This is a genomic window from Stenotrophomonas bentonitica (assembly GCF_013185915.1).
Classification (GTDB): domain Bacteria; phylum Pseudomonadota; class Gammaproteobacteria; order Xanthomonadales; family Xanthomonadaceae; genus Stenotrophomonas; species Stenotrophomonas bentonitica.
Map to the genome: position 1 here is coordinate 525963 of NZ_JAAZUH010000001.1, position 15030 is coordinate 540992.

At 69.5% G+C, this 15030-nt stretch carries 14 protein-coding genes; 11 read left to right on the forward strand and 3 right to left on the reverse strand.

What is annotated here, in order from left to right; translation table 11 throughout:
- Positions 1-30 precede the first annotated feature (30 nt).
- The 4 genes from HGB51_RS02280 (at position 31) to HGB51_RS02295 (ending at position 3651) form a co-directional block, all read left to right on the forward strand.
- Positions 31-1920 (forward strand): DUF885 domain-containing protein, encoded by a 1890-nt coding sequence (locus tag HGB51_RS02280; protein ID WP_141738999.1) that lies wholly within the window; start codon positions 31-33, stop codon positions 1918-1920.
- A 111-nt stretch (positions 1921-2031) separates the two neighbouring features.
- A complete protein-coding gene (locus HGB51_RS02285) occupies positions 2032-2832 on the forward strand; it encodes a DUF2092 domain-containing protein (protein ID WP_070206576.1) in 801 nt (266 codons plus the stop codon).
- 469 nt (positions 2833-3301) lie between these two features.
- On the forward strand, positions 3302-3469 hold the full coding sequence (locus HGB51_RS02290) for a hypothetical protein (protein WP_171966687.1): 168 nt from the start codon (positions 3302-3304) through the stop codon (positions 3467-3469).
- Positions 3466-3651 carry a hypothetical protein gene (locus HGB51_RS02295; protein ID WP_070206574.1) on the forward strand — a complete coding sequence of 62 codons (186 nt, stop codon included), beginning with the start codon at positions 3466-3468 and terminating at the stop codon, positions 3649-3651. Before HGB51_RS02290 ends, HGB51_RS02295 begins: the two co-directional genes overlap by 4 nt.
- Positions 3652-3773: 122 nt before the next feature.
- Here HGB51_RS02295 and HGB51_RS02300 read toward each other — a convergent pair whose 3' ends face one another.
- The 3 genes from HGB51_RS02300 to HGB51_RS02310 form a co-directional block, all read right to left on the reverse strand.
- The gene (locus HGB51_RS02300; RefSeq protein ID WP_171966715.1) at positions 3774-6026 is read right to left on the reverse strand and encodes a patatin-like phospholipase family protein; all 2253 of its coding nucleotides are present in this window, start codon (positions 6024-6026) and stop codon (positions 3774-3776) included.
- Positions 6023-7207, reverse strand: coding sequence for a BamA/TamA family outer membrane protein (locus HGB51_RS02305; RefSeq protein ID WP_256123581.1), 1185 nt, complete (start codon positions 7205-7207; stop codon positions 6023-6025). Before HGB51_RS02305 ends, HGB51_RS02300 begins: the two co-directional genes overlap by 4 nt.
- A 95-nt stretch (positions 7208-7302) precedes the next feature.
- Positions 7303-7851 (reverse strand): DUF4136 domain-containing protein, encoded by a 549-nt coding sequence (locus HGB51_RS02310; RefSeq protein WP_070206572.1) that lies wholly within the window; start codon positions 7849-7851, stop codon positions 7303-7305.
- A 168-nt stretch (positions 7852-8019) separates the two neighbouring features.
- On the opposite strand from HGB51_RS02310, the gene HGB51_RS02315 reads away from it, so the two are divergent.
- From HGB51_RS02315 to HGB51_RS02345, 7 genes are read left to right on the forward strand one after another with little or no spacing between them, the layout of a single operon-like run.
- Positions 8020-8439: a response regulator transcription factor gene (locus HGB51_RS02315; RefSeq protein ID WP_171966716.1), complete on the forward strand. Its 420-nt coding sequence runs from the start codon at positions 8020-8022 to the stop codon at positions 8437-8439.
- Positions 8436-8975 (forward strand): DUF3302 domain-containing protein, encoded by a 540-nt coding sequence (locus HGB51_RS02320; RefSeq protein ID WP_070206570.1) that lies wholly within the window; start codon positions 8436-8438, stop codon positions 8973-8975. Before HGB51_RS02315 ends, HGB51_RS02320 begins: the two co-directional genes overlap by 4 nt.
- 3 nt (positions 8976-8978) lie before the next feature.
- A complete protein-coding gene (locus HGB51_RS02325; protein ID WP_070206569.1) occupies positions 8979-10160 on the forward strand; it encodes an HlyD family secretion protein in 1182 nt (393 codons plus the stop codon).
- A gap of 52 nt (positions 10161-10212) precedes the next feature.
- Positions 10213-11628, forward strand: a complete 1416-nt coding sequence (locus HGB51_RS02330) for an efflux transporter outer membrane subunit (protein WP_070206568.1) — start codon at positions 10213-10215, stop codon at positions 11626-11628.
- Positions 11629-11637: 9 nt separating this feature from the next.
- Positions 11638-12690, forward strand: a complete 1053-nt coding sequence (gene cax / locus HGB51_RS02335; protein WP_070206567.1) for a calcium/proton exchanger — start codon at positions 11638-11640, stop codon at positions 12688-12690.
- A gap of 6 nt (positions 12691-12696) precedes the next feature.
- Entirely contained in the window at positions 12697-13359 is a 663-nt protein-coding gene (locus HGB51_RS02340) for a potassium channel family protein (RefSeq protein WP_070206566.1), read from the forward strand.
- A gap of 13 nt (positions 13360-13372) precedes the next feature.
- Positions 13373-15016, forward strand: coding sequence for a mechanosensitive ion channel family protein (locus tag HGB51_RS02345; RefSeq protein WP_141738998.1), 1644 nt, complete (start codon positions 13373-13375; stop codon positions 15014-15016).
- The last annotated feature ends 14 nt before the right edge of the window (positions 15017-15030 follow it).

Below are 15030 nucleotides of genomic sequence, written 5' to 3' on the forward strand. Positions count from 1 at the left end.
GATCCAGCCGTCCGCCACTGGAGTTGCCCCGTGCTGTCGTCCAAGCCTGCTGTTGCTGTCACCGCCCTGCTCTGCCTGGCCATGTCATCCGCGCTGCACGCCGCGCCAGTGGCCGCACAGACCGCGCCACCCGCCGCGGCTACATCGGCCACGCAGAGCTTCAACGCGCTGCTCGACGCCCAGACCCTGGCCGCGATCAACGCCGATCCGGAGCTGCGCACGGTGCTGGGCATCAGCGGCGACGGCGCGGACGACAGCTCCGACCGGCTCACCGACGTGTCGCTGGCGCAGCGCGAGGTCAATCGCCGCCTGCTGGCTGACAACCTGGCCGCGATCAAGGCCTGGAACGGCGCGCCGCTGGATGCGCAGCAGCAGCTCAGCGATGGCCTGGCGCGCTGGTTCTACCAGGCCCAGATCGACCTGATGGCGGTGCCGTGGTCGGCGGCTTGGCTGCCGGTGGGCGGCAGCACCTACGCGGTGGACCAGCTGTTCAGCCTGCCGGTGAACCTGCCGCAGTTCTTCGACAACCAGCACCAGGTCACCGACGCGAAAAGTGCGCGGCATTACATCGCACGCCTGAACGCGATGGGCACCAAGCTCGACCAGGTCCGCGCCAACCTGGACATGCAGGCGGCGCAGGGCGTGGTGCCGCCGGAAGTGGCGCTCGACGGCGCGGCAACCCAGTTCCGCACGCTGCTCAAGCCGGCGCCGAAGGACAGCCTGTGGGTGACCTCGCTGCAGCGCAGGCTGGACAAGGTCACGGCGCTTTCCGCCGCCGAGCGCACTGCGTTGATCGAACAGGCCACGCTCGCGGTGCGCGACAGCGTCAACCCCGGCTACCAGCGGCTGCTCGACCGCGTGCAGGCGCTGCAGGCCGCCCACCCGGGCAACAAGGGCATGTGGGCGCTGCCGCACGGCGATGCGTACTACGACGCCGCCCTGCGCTGGTACACCAGCACCGACCTCGGCGCCGATGCCATCCACCAGATCGGCCTGGACGAAGTGGCCCGGCTGGAGAAAAGCATGGATGCGCGGCTGCGCGAGCTCGGCCTGCGCGAGGGCACCGTGGCCGCACGCATCCAGACCCTGCGCGAGGACCCGCGCTACCGCTATGCCGACAGCGACGCCGGCCGCCAGCAGCTGATCGGCGACATCGAGCAGCGCCTGCGCGATCTCGATCCACTGCTGCCCACCTACTTCGGCCACCTGCCGCCGCAGAAGCTGGTGGTGCAGCCGGTGCCCACGCACATGCAGGCGACCTCGCCCGGCGGCTACTACTACCCGCCGGCGATGGACGGGTCGCGCCCGGGCACCTTCTACATCAACCTCGGCGACATCGATTCCAACACGCGTTGGAGCATTCCTACGCTGACCTACCACGAAGGCTCGCCAGGGCATCACTTCCAGATCTCGATCGGGCAGACCCTCACCGACCTGCCGCTGCTGCGCCGCAGCCTCAACCCGAGCGCGTTCTCCGAAGGCTGGGCGCTGTACGCCGAGCAGCTGATGGCCGAGGCCGGCGTGTACAAGGACGACCCGGCCGGCGACATCGGCCGGCTGCAGGCGGAGATGTTCCGCTCGGTGCGGCTGGTGCTGGACACCGGCCTGCACCGCAAGCGCTGGACGCCCGAACAGGCCATTGCCTACATGCGGGAAAAGACCGGCATGAAGGAATCGGACGTGCGCATCGAGGTCAACCGCTACCTGGTGCAGCCCGGCCAGGCCTCGTCCTACAAGATGGGCCAGCTGCGCCTGCTCGCCCTGCGCGAGAAGGCCCGCACGGCGCTCGGCCCGCGCTTTGACATCCGCGCCTTCCACGACCTGATCCTGGGCAACGGCGCCATGCCGATGACCGTGGTCGAACAAGCGGTGGATGGCTGGATCGCCAGCGGCGGGGGCGACCCGCGCCGCGCACCGTGACCGGTAGAAATACCTAGGGCGGGTCGGTGTAACTCCGGTTGTCGGCCCGGCAGCGCGTGCGCACAGTGGGGCATGGCCGGTGGTTGGGGCCATCACCCACAGGAGAGCCCCATGCGCCGGTCCCGTTCCTGCCTGTTGTTGACCCTGTTGCTGGCTGCGCCGTGGGCGTGGTCGACCGCAGGCGCCGCGCCGCCCACCGCCAGCGAAACGGTGGGCGCCTCCACCCGCGACCCGGATGCGATTGCCGCCGTGGAGCGCATGGGCAAGGCGCTGCGTGCGCTGCCGCAGTTCACCCTGGCCGCCAGCACCCGCACCGAGTACGTGCTCGATGATGGCCAGAAGCTGGCGCTGGCCGGGACGGTGGACTACAAGGTGCTGGGCCCCGACCGCTTCTTCGTCGAGATCCGCAGCGACCACCAGCACCGCCAGCTGTTTTACGACGGGCACACGCTGACGATTGCCTCCCCGGAGCAGAAGTACTACGCACAGGTTGAGAACCTGGACCGCAGCAGCCAGGCGCTGCTCAGCGACTCGGCCACCCGGCTTGGCATCGAATTCCCGCTGGCCGACCTGTTCCTGTGGGGCACGCCCGGGTTCCCGACCGAGCGCATCGAGTCGGCACTGTTCGTCGGTACCGAGCGCATCGACGACCAGCCCACCCGCCACTACGCCTTCCGCCAGCCCGGGGTGGACTGGCAGGTGTGGATCTCCGACACCACGCAGCTGCCGCTGCAGGTGCTGATCACCAGCCACTCCGACCCGGCGCTGCCCAGCTACCTGGCGACGTTGAACTGGGACACAAAGCGCAGCGTTGCCGCCAATGACCTGGTGTTCCGCGCCGACGGTTCCACCCGCATCGTGTTCGTGCCGGTGGCCGCTGCGGCCGACGACACCGCTACCGGAGGCCGCTGAGATGACCACGACCACGACATTGCGTACTGCGCTCGTCACGGCCCTGTTGTGCGCCAGCGGCGCGGGGCTGCTGGTGCCGGCACCGGCCGACGCGCGCCCCGGCCTGCGCGGATTCGCCCATCCCTCGATTGCCGGGCATGGCGGTTTTGGCGGGGGCGGTGGATTCGCCGGTGGCGGCGGCTTCCATGGCGGGGGTGGATTCGAACCACATCCTGGCCCTGGACCTGGTCCTGGACCCGGACCGCACCCGGGCCCAGGTCCCGGCCCTCATCCTGGCCCGGGACCCGGTCCTGGCCCGGGTCCTGGCCCGGGTCCTGGCCCGGGTCCGGGTCCGGGTCCGGGTCCGGGTCCGGGTCCGGGTCCGCATCCTGGTCCCGGCCCTGGCCCCGGCCCGCATCCCTATCCGCCGCCGCCTCCGCCGCCCTATTGGGACCACCCGTTCTGGGATGCGGCCGCAGTCACCGCCGGCGTGGCACTCACTGCCGCCGCAATCGGCTCGGTGGTATACAGCCTGCCGGTGGACTGCAGCACCATCGTCGTCAATGGCATCGGCTACCAGCAGTGCAGTAATGGCTGGTACCAGCCGCAGTACGTCGGCACCACCGTGCAGTACGTGGTGGTGGACGCGCCGCGATGAACCACACGTTCCAGCATCCCTGGCTGTGGTTCCTGGCCCTGTTCCTGGTGCCCCTGATCGGGGCACTGGTGGTGAGCCTGCTGGTGCGCAAGCGCGGGCTCACCGCCAATGGCGTGCTGGCGTGGTTCGTACTGGTGTGCTGGATCGGGGCGTTGGGTGTGATCTTGTCGCAGGTGCTCTGACCGTGCGTGGAGCCGGCCGGCGGCCGGCACTACGGTGCCTCGTCGCGTTTTGCGTGGTGCTGGCTGTGGCCGGGATTACGGCACGCCGTTGCGCGTAGTGCCGGCCGCCGGCCGGCTCCTCATTACAACGATTGCCCCAACTCGATGAACACCACGCGGTGCCCGCCTTCGCGCATGCCGATGCCGAAGATCAGCGGCCCGATCCACGAGTCGAAGCCCAGGAACAGGCTGCCGTTCCAGATCCCGTCGCTGATCGACATGTCCGAACGGCGCTGCCATGCGTTGCCGTATTCGACCGTGCCGCCGACCTGCGCCGAGCGCCCCAGCACCTTGCCCAGCTCGTAGGTGTAGCCTGCAAAGGCCAGCGCGTAGTTCTGGCCGGTCAGCTGGTTCTGCTGGAACCCTGCCAGCCGCCAACGCCCGCCGAGACGATACAGGCTCTGAAGCGGGGCGGTGCCCGACGCCGTGACGTGGTACCGCAGTCCCAGCTGCACCGCATTGCTGCCGATCGGAAACGCGCCCACCGCATCCAGGTCGATCTGCCCGAACCGGGTGTCCGCACCAAGCCATTCCTGTGACTGGTAGGTGCCCAGATTGACCAGGAATCCGTTGCGCGGGAAGTAGACGCTGTCGATGTTGTCATAGGTCGCACTGGCGGTCAGCGCACCTTCGTCGAACGAGGTGCGCGGCACCTGCGGCGAACCGATGTCCATGCGCGCGTTGCCGGCGAAGCGCTCCACCCCGACCCGCAGCGTCAGCACGTTGGATACGTTGCGGGCCAGGTCCACGCTGGCGCCGGTGCGCTGCACGCGGTAACGCGAGGTTTTGTTGCCCTGGTCGTCGAAGACGTTGAAGCTGCGCGTTTCATAACCGGCCGCAGCCTCGAACGCATACCGGTTGCCGACATCGAAGGGATGGTAGTAGCTGCCCTGGATGGCAGGCTCGCTGCCCAGCTGCACCGTCACCCGCGCCTCTGCGCCATACGGCGACAGCGGCGCGAACAGCAGCCCGGCGCGCAGGTTGCTTTCGTGGTTGCCGTCGAGGTCGTTGCTGAGCCGGAACCCCGCTTCCAGGTAGGCCGGACCATTCGGCTTTTCATAGGCGGTGATGACCACGCCGACCCGGCCATCGCGACGGGTCTCCTCATAGCCGATGCTGGCCAGGGTATCCATGCCGTAAGCGCGCAGCACGCCTTCCTGCATGCCCTTGCTGTCCAGCGGCTTGCCCACTTCAACCGGCAGGTAGGACAGCAGAAGTTCGTCGGCGTAGGCGGTGTGGTTGCGGACTTCGATGAACTCGATGGGTGCGGGTGCGGCACGCGCGGCGCGCTGCTCTCGGACCGCGTACCAGCGCTGCCACGCCGGCTCCGGCTGCGAGAACGCCCGCAACGCTGGCGCGGCTGTATCGGCGGCCTGCTGGCCGATCTCCAGCGCCAGTGCTGCCTTGTCGAAGTCGCCGGTGGCGACCTTGCCGGTCAGCGGCGGGGAGATCAGCAGGTCCTGCGGCCCCAGCGTGTCCAGTTGACGCTGCGCATTGCGGGTGGTGAGAAAACCGCTGAGCTGGCCGATCACGTCGACCAGGCTGGCGTCGCGGTCCAGCTCGGTCAGCGGTGTGCCCACATCCACCGCGATCACGCGGTCGGCGCCCATCGCACGCACCACGTCGATGGGCACCTGGTTGGCGACGCCGCCATCCAGAAGGACCCGGTCGCCAATCGTGATCGGCCGGAAGATGCCGGGCAGCGACATGCTGGCGCGCATCGCCAGCGGCAGGCTGCCGTGGTCCAGGATCACCGCCTCGCCGGTGTTGAGGTCGGTGGCGATGGCGCGGAACGGGATGGACAGATCGTCGAAGTCGCCACTGACCCGGCTGCCGCCGGTGGCGGTCTCGAACAGCGCGATCAACCGCTCGCCCTGCGCCATGCCGCCGGCCAGCTGGATGCGCTTGCCCTGCCCGCCCAGGCCGATGCCGATCGGTGCGAGCTGTTCGTAGTCGTCGCCCTTTCGGCGCAGCGAGCGCTCGCGGCGCGGCAGCGTATCGCTGAACATCGCCATCCAGTTGGTGTCCAGCACCACCTTCTCGATCTGTTCGGGGGTCTTGCCCGAGGCGTACAGCGCACCAACCAGCGCGCCGGCGCTGGTGCCGGCAATGCAGTCCACCGGAATGTGCAGCGCTTCCAGCTGTTTCAGGATGCGCACATGCGCGATGCCGCGCGCTCCGCCACCGCCGAGCGCCACCCCGATCCGCGGGCGGGTGTCGCCCGGCTCGCGATGGCCACACTGGGTGCCGTTGAGTACTTCGGTTTCCTCCGCCGCCCACGCCACGCCCGGCAATCCGGGCAGCGCCAGCAGCAACCAGCCAAGGCAGCGTTTCATCGCCATGCACTCCCTACCTGGATGTAGAACGTCGAGTCCTCGGGGCCCCATGCATAGTCCACGCCGACATGCATGCCGAGCTGGCGGGCGATCAGGTAACGGAACCCGGCGCCCTTGGAGACTTCGTTGTCGGCGTCGCCGAAACTGTTGTGGCGACCCCAGGTGCGCCCGGCGCCGACGAAGCCGATCAATGCCCAGCGTGTCGTCATGTTCCAGCGCAGCTCGGTTTCCAGCACCGCCGCGCGGGTGTCCTGGTAGCGCGCCGACCCGATCCCGCGCAGGTCGATGTACGGCAGCCGGTAGAACGGGATCTCGCCATTGGCCCAGCGCGTGTCCACGCGCCCGCCCAGCACCAGCCGCTTGTCCAGCAGCGGCCAATAGCCGAACGCATGCGCGCGGTAGCTCTGGAACGCGGTGTCGCTGCCGATCCCGGGCATGTAGAAGTTGCCCTCGGCCATGCCCAGCCAGCCGCTGTTGGGGGTGAAGGTGTTGTCGCGGCTGTCGTACTGCAGCGACATGCCCAGCCCGGAACTGCGCGAGGCCAGCTCGGGCGGGGTGAAGTTATCGCGGTCCGAGGCGACGTCGAAGCCGACGTCCAGGTCCATGTAGATCCAGGCCAGGCCGAGGAACAGGTCGCGGTCGCCCAGCCGGCGGAAGCCCTGCTGGAACGACATCAGGCCATCGAGGTTGTAGTCGATCTCCAGCGGCGGCAGCCGCGTGCCCGGGGTGTGGAAGCCCAGGTTCATCGAGGTCTTGGCCACGCCGCCGCGATAGCGCCAGCGGTCTTCGTCGAAATGCAGCGAGGCGCCCACGCCGTAGGCCTTGGTGCCGTTCTCGGTGCGCATCGCCGCGCCGCCGTAGATGTCCGGCGCCACCATCTGCTGCCGGCCATCGCTGCCCGGCCGCGTGGCAGCGGAATCCGCGGGCCGGTGGAAGAACGCCAGCGCCAGGCCGCCACCATTGCCCACCGCGGGGTCGGTGATGATGATCGGCACCGGCAGGAAGCCACGGTGCTCCAGCAACCAGCGCGACATGTCGAAGCGACCGTCTTCGCTGTCACGGAACACCGACAGGCCGTGCGCCGGGGCGGCCTGCCCCGCGTCTTCGGTCCCGGCGGCGTGCGCCGGAACCAGCCCAGCCAGCATCAGGCACAGCACGGCCGCGCTCGCACGTGTCGCCACCCTGCACCTCGTCAAAAAGTGCGCGGCATCGTGCCGGTGGGAGGGATGGGCCTCGGCACGACGCCGCGCGGTGAAACGTCAAAGGTGGTGCGCGCTCACTTGGCCGGTGCGCTGCCCGGCGGGAAGCTGGCAAACAGCCTGTCCAGGCCGGCTTCCACGGTGGCGTTGACCCGGTCCGGCGAAGACGGCACGGTGGCGCTGGCGGTACCGCGCCAGACCGCCTGCTTGCTCTTGGCGTCGAACATGTCCACCACCAGCGTGCCGACGTCGTAGGTGCGTACCGTGGTGGTGGCCGAGCCCATGCCCATGCCGCCGCCCCACGCGCCGCCGCGCCAGCCCCAGCCGCCCATGTTGCTGCCGGTGTAGAAGGTGTCCAGGGTCTGCCGCTGGCTGGTCACGATATGCGCGGCCACTGCGACGTCGCCGTTCGGCGACTGGGTCCAGCCGCGGGCGGCCAGGCGCGCGTCAATCCCGTCCACGATCCGCTGGGTCACCAGCGGGGAGCCGCCCTGCGGCTTCATCGCCCAGGTGTAGGTCTTGAACGAGGCGAAGTTCGCGCCCGGGTCGAAGTCGGTGTGGACGGTGGGCGTGGTCGTACAGGCAACCAGCGCCGTGGCGAGGACCGCAATCGCAAAGGCTTTCATCACACACGACTCCCATTTCGTGGACTGGCCTCCAGCCTAGCCCCGGCAACGCCGCGTGGTCATCCGAATAACTACGCAGTGCGGCCAGCAAAACTACCGGTCGACGACCCCGACATGGGGCCAAGGGCCAATTGTCGCCGCTGCCGGTGCAGGCGATGTTTTCCGCCAATGACAGCACGAGCGCCAGTGGTTGCGGTGGTCGACGACGAGGACGACGTGCGGCTCGCGCTGCGCCGGTTGCTCCGTTCGGCCGGGTTCGACGTACTGGCCTACGAATCGGGGTCGGAGTTCCTGCGCCATGCCGCACGCAGCCTGCCCGACTGCGTGATCCTCAACCTGCGCATGCCCGGCCCCAGTGGGTTCGACGTGCTCGACAGCATGCGGGCGCAGTCGCTGCGGATCCCGGTGGTGATGGTCACCGGCAACGACACCGCCGAAAGCCGGCAGGAGGCACTGGACCGCGGTGCCGACGCCTATCTGTGCAAACCGGTCGACGGCGACGCCCTGATCGGCGCCACCCAGGCCGCCATCGACCGACATCGCCGACGCCGTACCCCCCCACCCGCCGGCCGACCGGAGGCACCATGAACCGTTCATCTCCACTGGCCCTGCCCGCCTGGCTTCTGCTGCTGGCCCTCGGCCTGTGCTGGACGCCGGACGCGCACGCCTCCTTCCTCAGCGGCGACGCGCTGGACACCATGGCCAACGCCATCGCCTGGCTGGCGCTGATCGTGGTGCCGGTGGTGCTGATCGCGGTGTTCTGGATGGTGCACATCCTGCCGGAGAAGATCGCGCACCAGCGCCACCACCCGCAGCTGGACGCGATCAAGACCCTGTGCCTGCTCTCGCTGCTGTTCGGCGGCCTGCTCTGGCCGCTGGCGTGGCTGTGGGCCTACACCAAGCCGGTGCTGCACAAGATGGCCTACGGCACCGACAAGGCCAGCCACGACGACCACGACGCGGCCCTGTCACCGCTGCACGACGCGCGGGTGGAAGCGCCGCTGGAGCCCGAACCCGCCGTGCCGACCGCCGAACAGTGGCAGCAGCGGGTGGACATGCTGGAACGCCGGCTGGCCGCGGTTGAAGCCGGCCGCCCCGACCCCACCCACGGAACGCAGGGCTAGGCCATGGAAATCATCCTACTGCTCATCTACTCGTTCTTCGTCTGGCTGATCTTCTTCAAGTTCAAGTGGCTGCCGTGGAATTTCGTTTCGCAGGTGATCGTCATTTCGCTGCCGATCTTCGCGATCACCGCGCTGATCCTGATCCTCAACGTGGTCGCGCCCTCGTCGGCCGACGTGCGCGCGATCAACTACGTGGTGCAGGTGGTGCCGCGGGTGACCGGGCGGGTGATCGAGGTGCCGGTGGAAGCCAACCGCCCGGTGCGCAAGGGCGACGTGCTGTTCCGGATCGACCCGGTGCCCTACCAGCAGCAGCTGGCCGCACTGGAAGCCAAATTGCCGGAACTGTCGGCCAAGCTGGACAGCGCCGACGCCTACCAGCGCGAACTGGGCGAGCAGCTGCGCGGTGCGCGCGCCACCCGCGAAGCGCTGGCCGTGCGCCTGCAGCTGGCCGAACGCCGCCAGCAGCAGACCGGTGAGCTGGCCAGCACGGGCGCCGGCTCGCGCTTCGACCACGAACAGGCACAGACCGAAGCGGCCAGCCTGCGCTCTGACCTGGTCTCCACCACCGCGCAGATGGCCCAGGTGCAGCAGAAGCTGTCAGCGCAGACCCAGGACGGCAAGCTTTCCGAAGTGGCCCAGGCCCAGGCCGGGCTGGTGCAGTTGCAGGCGCAGATCGTGGAAGCGCGCTGGCAGCTGGAGCAGACCGTGGTGCGCGCGCCGGCCGACGGCAGCGTGATCAACCTGCAGCTGCGCGAAGGCAGTTATGCCGCCAGCCTGCCGCTGACTCCGGTGATGACTTTCGTCGAGCGCGAGCAGTGGATCCTGGCGATGTTCGCGCAGAACGAACTTGGCAACGTGGCGCCCGGCAACGAGGCCGAGATCGCGCTGAAGGTGTACCCCAACCGCATCATCAAGTGCCGGGTCGACTCGGTGGTGTGGGCCTCCGGCACCGGCCAGCTGCCGATCAGCGGCATGATTCCGCAGAGCGGCGCCACCCCGTTGCCGCCCGGGCGCATCGCGGTGCGGCTGCGGCCGGACGGGCGCGACCGCGACACCTTCATCGCCATGGGCGCGCAGGGCCAGGGCGCGATCTACACCGAGCACGGCAAGCTGATCCACATCGTGCGCCGGGTGATCCTGCGCGTGGGCAGCAAGCTGGATTGGCTCGTCCTCAAGCTGCATTGAGCCGACCATGGACCCTCGCCCGCCCGCACCCCCTCGCTCGCCACTGCCCCGCATGGCCGGTCTCGCACTGGCCATCGCGCTGGCCGGCTGCGCCACCAAACCCGAGCCCACCGCCGAACAGATCCGCGCCGAGGCCCTGAACACGGTGGCCATTCCGCCGAACTGGTCGGCCCAGGCCAGCCAGGCGCAGGTCGACCGTGGGTGGCTGGCCGCGTTCAACGACCCGCAGCTCACCGCACTGGTCCATGAGGCGCTGGACCGCAATCCCGACCTGTTGATCGCCGCCAGCCGGGTCGAACAGGCCAACGCGCAGGTCGATATCGCGCAGGCGCAGCTGCGCCCGGCGATCGGCCTGATCGGCCGCGCCGGCTCCAAACCCATCGCCGATCTGGTACCGCTGCTGAGCGGGTTGATGTTGCGCATGAGCTGGGAAATCGACCTGTGGGGCCGCCTGCGCTACGCGCGCAACGCGGCCATGGCCGCCAGCGACGCGCAGAACGCGGACTATCGCTATGCGCAGCAGTCGCTGGCAGCCAGCGTGGCGCGCGCGTGGTTCACCGCCACCGAAGCACGCCTGCAGCTGCAGCTGGCCACCGAGGTCGCCGCCAGCGGCCAGCAGCTGGCGGAGCTGGCCGGGCAGCGCGAACGGGTCGGCGCCGGCAGTTCCAACGACACCCTGGCCGCACGCGCGAATGCGGCCACCTTCGAAGACGCGCGCCAGCAGACCGAACTGGCCAGCCGCAGTGCCGCGCGTGCTTTGGAAATCCTGCTCGGACGTTATCCCGGCGCCACCCTGCAGGCGGCGACCGCGTTGACCCCGCTGCCCGGATCGGTACCGGCCGGGGTGCCCATCGATGCGTTGAACCGCCGCCCGGACCTGTACGCCGCCGAGCGCCGCGTCGCCGCCGCCTTCGACAAGGTCGGCGAAGCCCGTGCGGCCATGCTGCCCACCCTGACCCTGTCGGCCGGCTATGGCCGGCTCAGCAATGCGGCGGTACGCACCCGCGACGACCTGGAGCAGACCACCTCCAGCGTCTCGGCCACCGGCATCGTGCCGCTGTACACCGGTGGCGCGCTCAGCGGGCAGGTGCGGCTGCGCTCGGCCGAACAGAAGCAGGCGGTGGCCGACTACGCGCGGCGTGCGCTGGTAGCGCTGGCCGAAGTGGAAGACGCACTCACTGCCGAACGCGTGCTGGGCCAGCGCGAAGCGCTGCTGTCCGACGCGCTGGCCGCCAATGAGCAGGCCGCACGCCAGGTGCGCGAGTCCGAACGGATCGGCCGTGCCGACCAGCGCGCCGTGCAGGCCCAGGACATGCAGACCCTGGCCGCCCGCTCCGCGCTGCTCAGCCTGCGCCGCGACCGCCTCAGCCGGCGCGTGGACCTGTACCTGGCACTGGGCGGTGATTACAGCGCCGAGGCCGTGCCCGCACCCGACGCCGGGACCGCCGGCGAAACGCCACCCAGATAAGGGAACGCCATGTACTGGATGCTGCTGCTGGTGCCGCTGGCCATCGTGCTGCACTACCTGATGCCGGACAACGCCCTGCTGGTGTTCGGGGCCACCGCGTTCGCGATCGTGCCGCTGGCCGCGTTGATGTCGCGCGCCACCGGGGCACTGGCCTCGCGGCTGGGGCCCAGCATCGGCGGCCTGCTCAATGCCACCTTCGGCAACGCCGCCGAGTTCATCATCGCGCTGGCGGCGCTGCGCGAAGGCCTGCACGGCATGGTCAAGGCCTCGATTGCCGGCACTATCATCGGCAACATCGTGTTCGTACTCGGGCTTTCGATGGTGCTGGGCGGGCTGCGCAACGGCGAGCAGCGCTACGACGCGCGCAGCGCCCGCATGCAGGCCACCATGCTGACCCTGGCGGTGTTCACCCTGATCCTGCCGGCGTCCTACAAGGCGGTCGTGCCCGGCGCGGCCAACACGCTGCAGGACATCAGCCTGGTGTTGTCCGGGGTCCTGCTGCTGGTCTATCTGGCCACGGTCGTGTTCACGCTGCGCGCGTCGCGCAGGGGTGGCGGAGAACACGTGACCCACGACGTGCATGGCGCACCGATGTCCAACGGTCGCGCCGCGCTGCTGCTGGGCGGCACCAGCCTGGGCATCATCTGGCTCAGCGAGATCCTGGTAGGAGTGGTGGAGCCGGCCGGCCGGCAGCTGGGTTTTTCCGATGCGTTCACCGGTGTGTTCGTGCTTGCCGTGATCGGCGGTGCCGCCGAACAGGCCACGGCACTGGTCGCTGCACGCAAAAACCTGATGACCTTGAGCCTGTCCATCGCGCTGGGTTCGGGCGTGCAGCTGGCGCTGCTGGTCGCGCCGTTGCTGGTCCTGCTCAGCTACGTGGTCGGCCCGGCGCCGATGAGCCTGGAGTTTGGCCCCGGCCTGCTGCTGAGCGTACTGGTGGCGGTGATCATCACCGGCCAGGTGGCGAGCGACGGGCGCTCGGACTGGCTACGCGGCGTGCAGCTGCTCGGCCTGTACGTGATCCTGGCCACGCTGTTCTGGTTCGTGCCCGATATGGCTTGACCGCCGATGCGCCCGCCCCTGCTCCCGCTGCTGCGCCGCCACCGTTACGCGATCCTGTTCGGCGCGCTGCTGGTCACCCTTACCCTGGGGCCGCTGCTCGAGGCGATGTCGTTCGGCCACCGGGTCATGGAACTACTGCTGTGCGTGAGCCTGCTGGCCGCGTTGTTTCCGATCGGCGAGCGCGTGCAGCGGCACCTGCTGCTGGTGCTGGTGGTGGTTGCGCAGGGCCTGCGCTGGTGGGCGCGCGACGCGGGCGGCGCATTGGCACTGACCGGCGCGGTGCTGTGGGGCGTGCTGGCCACCGTGGCTGCGTGGCACGCAGTGCGCTATGCACTGTCCAGCCAACGTGTACAGAGTGAACACCTCGCCGCTGCGCTGAGTGCGTACCTGCTGCTGGGCCTGTGCGGCGGCGTGGTGTTTGCCGCGGTTTCGGCCATCGCCCCCGGCTCCATGGCCGTGGGCGGGCAACCGGCGCACGAGGGCCTCGGCATGGGCAGCGCGATGTACTTCAGCTTCGTCACCCTGGCCACGCTGGGCTACGGCGACATCACCCCGGTCAGCCAGGTGGCGCGCGGTCTGGCCACGCTGGAAGCGATCACCGGCCAGCTGTTCCTGGCCCTGCTGGTGGCGCGCCTGGTCGGCCTGCGCAGCAGTGCACCGTCCCGATAAGCAGGTAACGCCCATGCAACGCCTGGTCCTGCCCGTCCCTATACGCCTGTTGCCCTGGTTGCTGCTGTTGGCCCTGTGGGCAGCGCCCGGTCTAGTCGGCGCGACACCGGCGCCCCCGTCGGTCACCGCACCGGTCGCAGGGGCCCCCGCCGCCACCGCCCGCTGGTTCAATCGCGAGCTGGTCACCTTCCGCGCGCCTCTGTACGGCAACAGTCCGTCGATGCGTGCACGCGCGGCGGAAGCCAACCTGGCCCGCATTGTCGACCTCCCCGGCCGCGCCGAGCTCACCACCCAGGAGGTGGCGCAGGGCGTGGTGATCCTGGCCGGCGGCCAGCTGGTCACGGTGCTGACCCCGGCCGACCGCGACGTGCTTGGCAATGAAAGCTTCGCCCAGCTGCGCGATCGCACCGTGCAGCGCATGCAGGTCGCGGTGGATGCGGCCGAGCAAGCACGGCTGCCGCAACGCCTGCTCGGCGGCGCGGCGTGGGCGCTGCTGGCCACGGTGGTCGCATTCGCGTTGCTGTGGTTCGTGCGCTCGTGCGCGCGACGCATGCGCCGCCGGGTCGACGCGCTGGTGCAGCACCGGGTGCAGCAGCTGCGCAGTCCCTCCGCCCGCCAGCTGCTGTTCGGCCTGGTCACCAGTGCGCGCAGCCTCGGGCGACTGGTCGGGTGGCTGCTGGTGCTGGTGCTGCTGGAGGAGTGGCTGCGCTTCGTGTTCGGGCGCTTCCCGTACACCCAGCCCTGGGCCGATGCGATGGGCGGCTGGATCGCCGGGCGCTTCTCGCAGTTCGGCCAGGCGACCCTGCAGGCGCTGCCGGACCTGTTCACCGCGCTGCTGATCTTCCTCGCCGCGCGCGTGGTGGTACAGGCGGTGCGCATCGTGTTCGAAGGCGTGGCCACGGGGCGTTTCCAGTTCGTCGGCATCGACCAGCCACTGGCCGAACCGACCCGCAAGATCGTCACCGTGGTGATCTGGCTGTTCGCGCTGGCGATGGCCTACCCCTACCTGCCCGGCGCCGAGACCGATGCCTTCAAGGGCTTGAGCGTGTTCGTCGGCTTGATGGTCTCGCTGGGCGCGTCGAGCATCATCGGCCAGGCCGCCAGCGGCTTCACCCTGCTCTATTCGCGCACCATGGCGCTCGGCGACGTGGTGCGGATCGGCGACACCGAAGGCGTGGTGCAGCAGATCGGCTTGTTCACCACGCGGCTGCGCACGCCCTTGGGCGTGGAGATCAGCTTCCCGAACAACGTGGTGCTGTCCGGCGAGCTGCGCAACTACTCGCGCGACCCGGACGGCCCGGGCATGTGGCTGGAAACCCCGGTCACCATCGGCTACGACGCGCCCTGGCGCCAGGTGCACCGGCTGCTGCTGCAGGCGGCAGCGGCGACCGACGGCGTGGTGCTGCAGCCGCCGCCGCACGTGGCGCAGTCCGAGCTGGGCGACTTCGCGGTGGGCTACACGCTGCGTGCGCGCGTGATCGACGTCGGCCGCCGCTGGCAGGTCCGCAGCGCGCTGCACGCCAACATCCAGGATGCGTTCAACGCGGCCGGGGTGCAGATCATGTCGCCGAATTACGAAGCGGATCCGGAGTCGGCGAAGATCGTACCGAGGGAGATGTGGGAAGGGCGCCCATTGGACGCCCCGGATTCCCATTGAAATTGAATACGCCG

Bases quoted from the DNA above. Each gene is read 5' to 3' on its own strand.
- HGB51_RS02285 (WP_070206576.1), top strand. From the start codon at position 2,032: ATGCGCCGGTCCCGTTCCTGCCTGTTGTTGACCCTGTTGCTGGCTGCG.
- HGB51_RS02295 (WP_070206574.1), top strand. From the start codon at position 3,466: ATGAACCACACGTTCCAGCATCCCTGGCTGTGGTTCCTGGCCCTGTTC.
- HGB51_RS02300 (WP_171966715.1), bottom strand. From the start codon at position 6,026: ATGAAACGCTGCCTTGGCTGGTTGCTGCTGGCGCTGCCCGGATTGCCG.
- HGB51_RS02310 (WP_070206572.1), bottom strand. From the start codon at position 7,851: ATGAAAGCCTTTGCGATTGCGGTCCTCGCCACGGCGCTGGTTGCCTGT.
- HGB51_RS02315 (WP_171966716.1), top strand. From the start codon at position 8,020: ATGACAGCACGAGCGCCAGTGGTTGCGGTGGTCGACGACGAGGACGAC.
- HGB51_RS02320 (WP_070206570.1), top strand. From the start codon at position 8,436: ATGAACCGTTCATCTCCACTGGCCCTGCCCGCCTGGCTTCTGCTGCTG.
- HGB51_RS02325 (WP_070206569.1), top strand. From the start codon at position 8,979: ATGGAAATCATCCTACTGCTCATCTACTCGTTCTTCGTCTGGCTGATC.
- HGB51_RS02330 (WP_070206568.1), top strand. From the start codon at position 10,213: ATGGCCGGTCTCGCACTGGCCATCGCGCTGGCCGGCTGCGCCACCAAA.
- cax (WP_070206567.1), top strand. From the start codon at position 11,638: ATGTACTGGATGCTGCTGCTGGTGCCGCTGGCCATCGTGCTGCACTAC.
- HGB51_RS02340 (WP_070206566.1), top strand. From the start codon at position 12,697: ATGCGCCCGCCCCTGCTCCCGCTGCTGCGCCGCCACCGTTACGCGATC.
- HGB51_RS02345 (WP_141738998.1), top strand. From the start codon at position 13,373: ATGCAACGCCTGGTCCTGCCCGTCCCTATACGCCTGTTGCCCTGGTTG.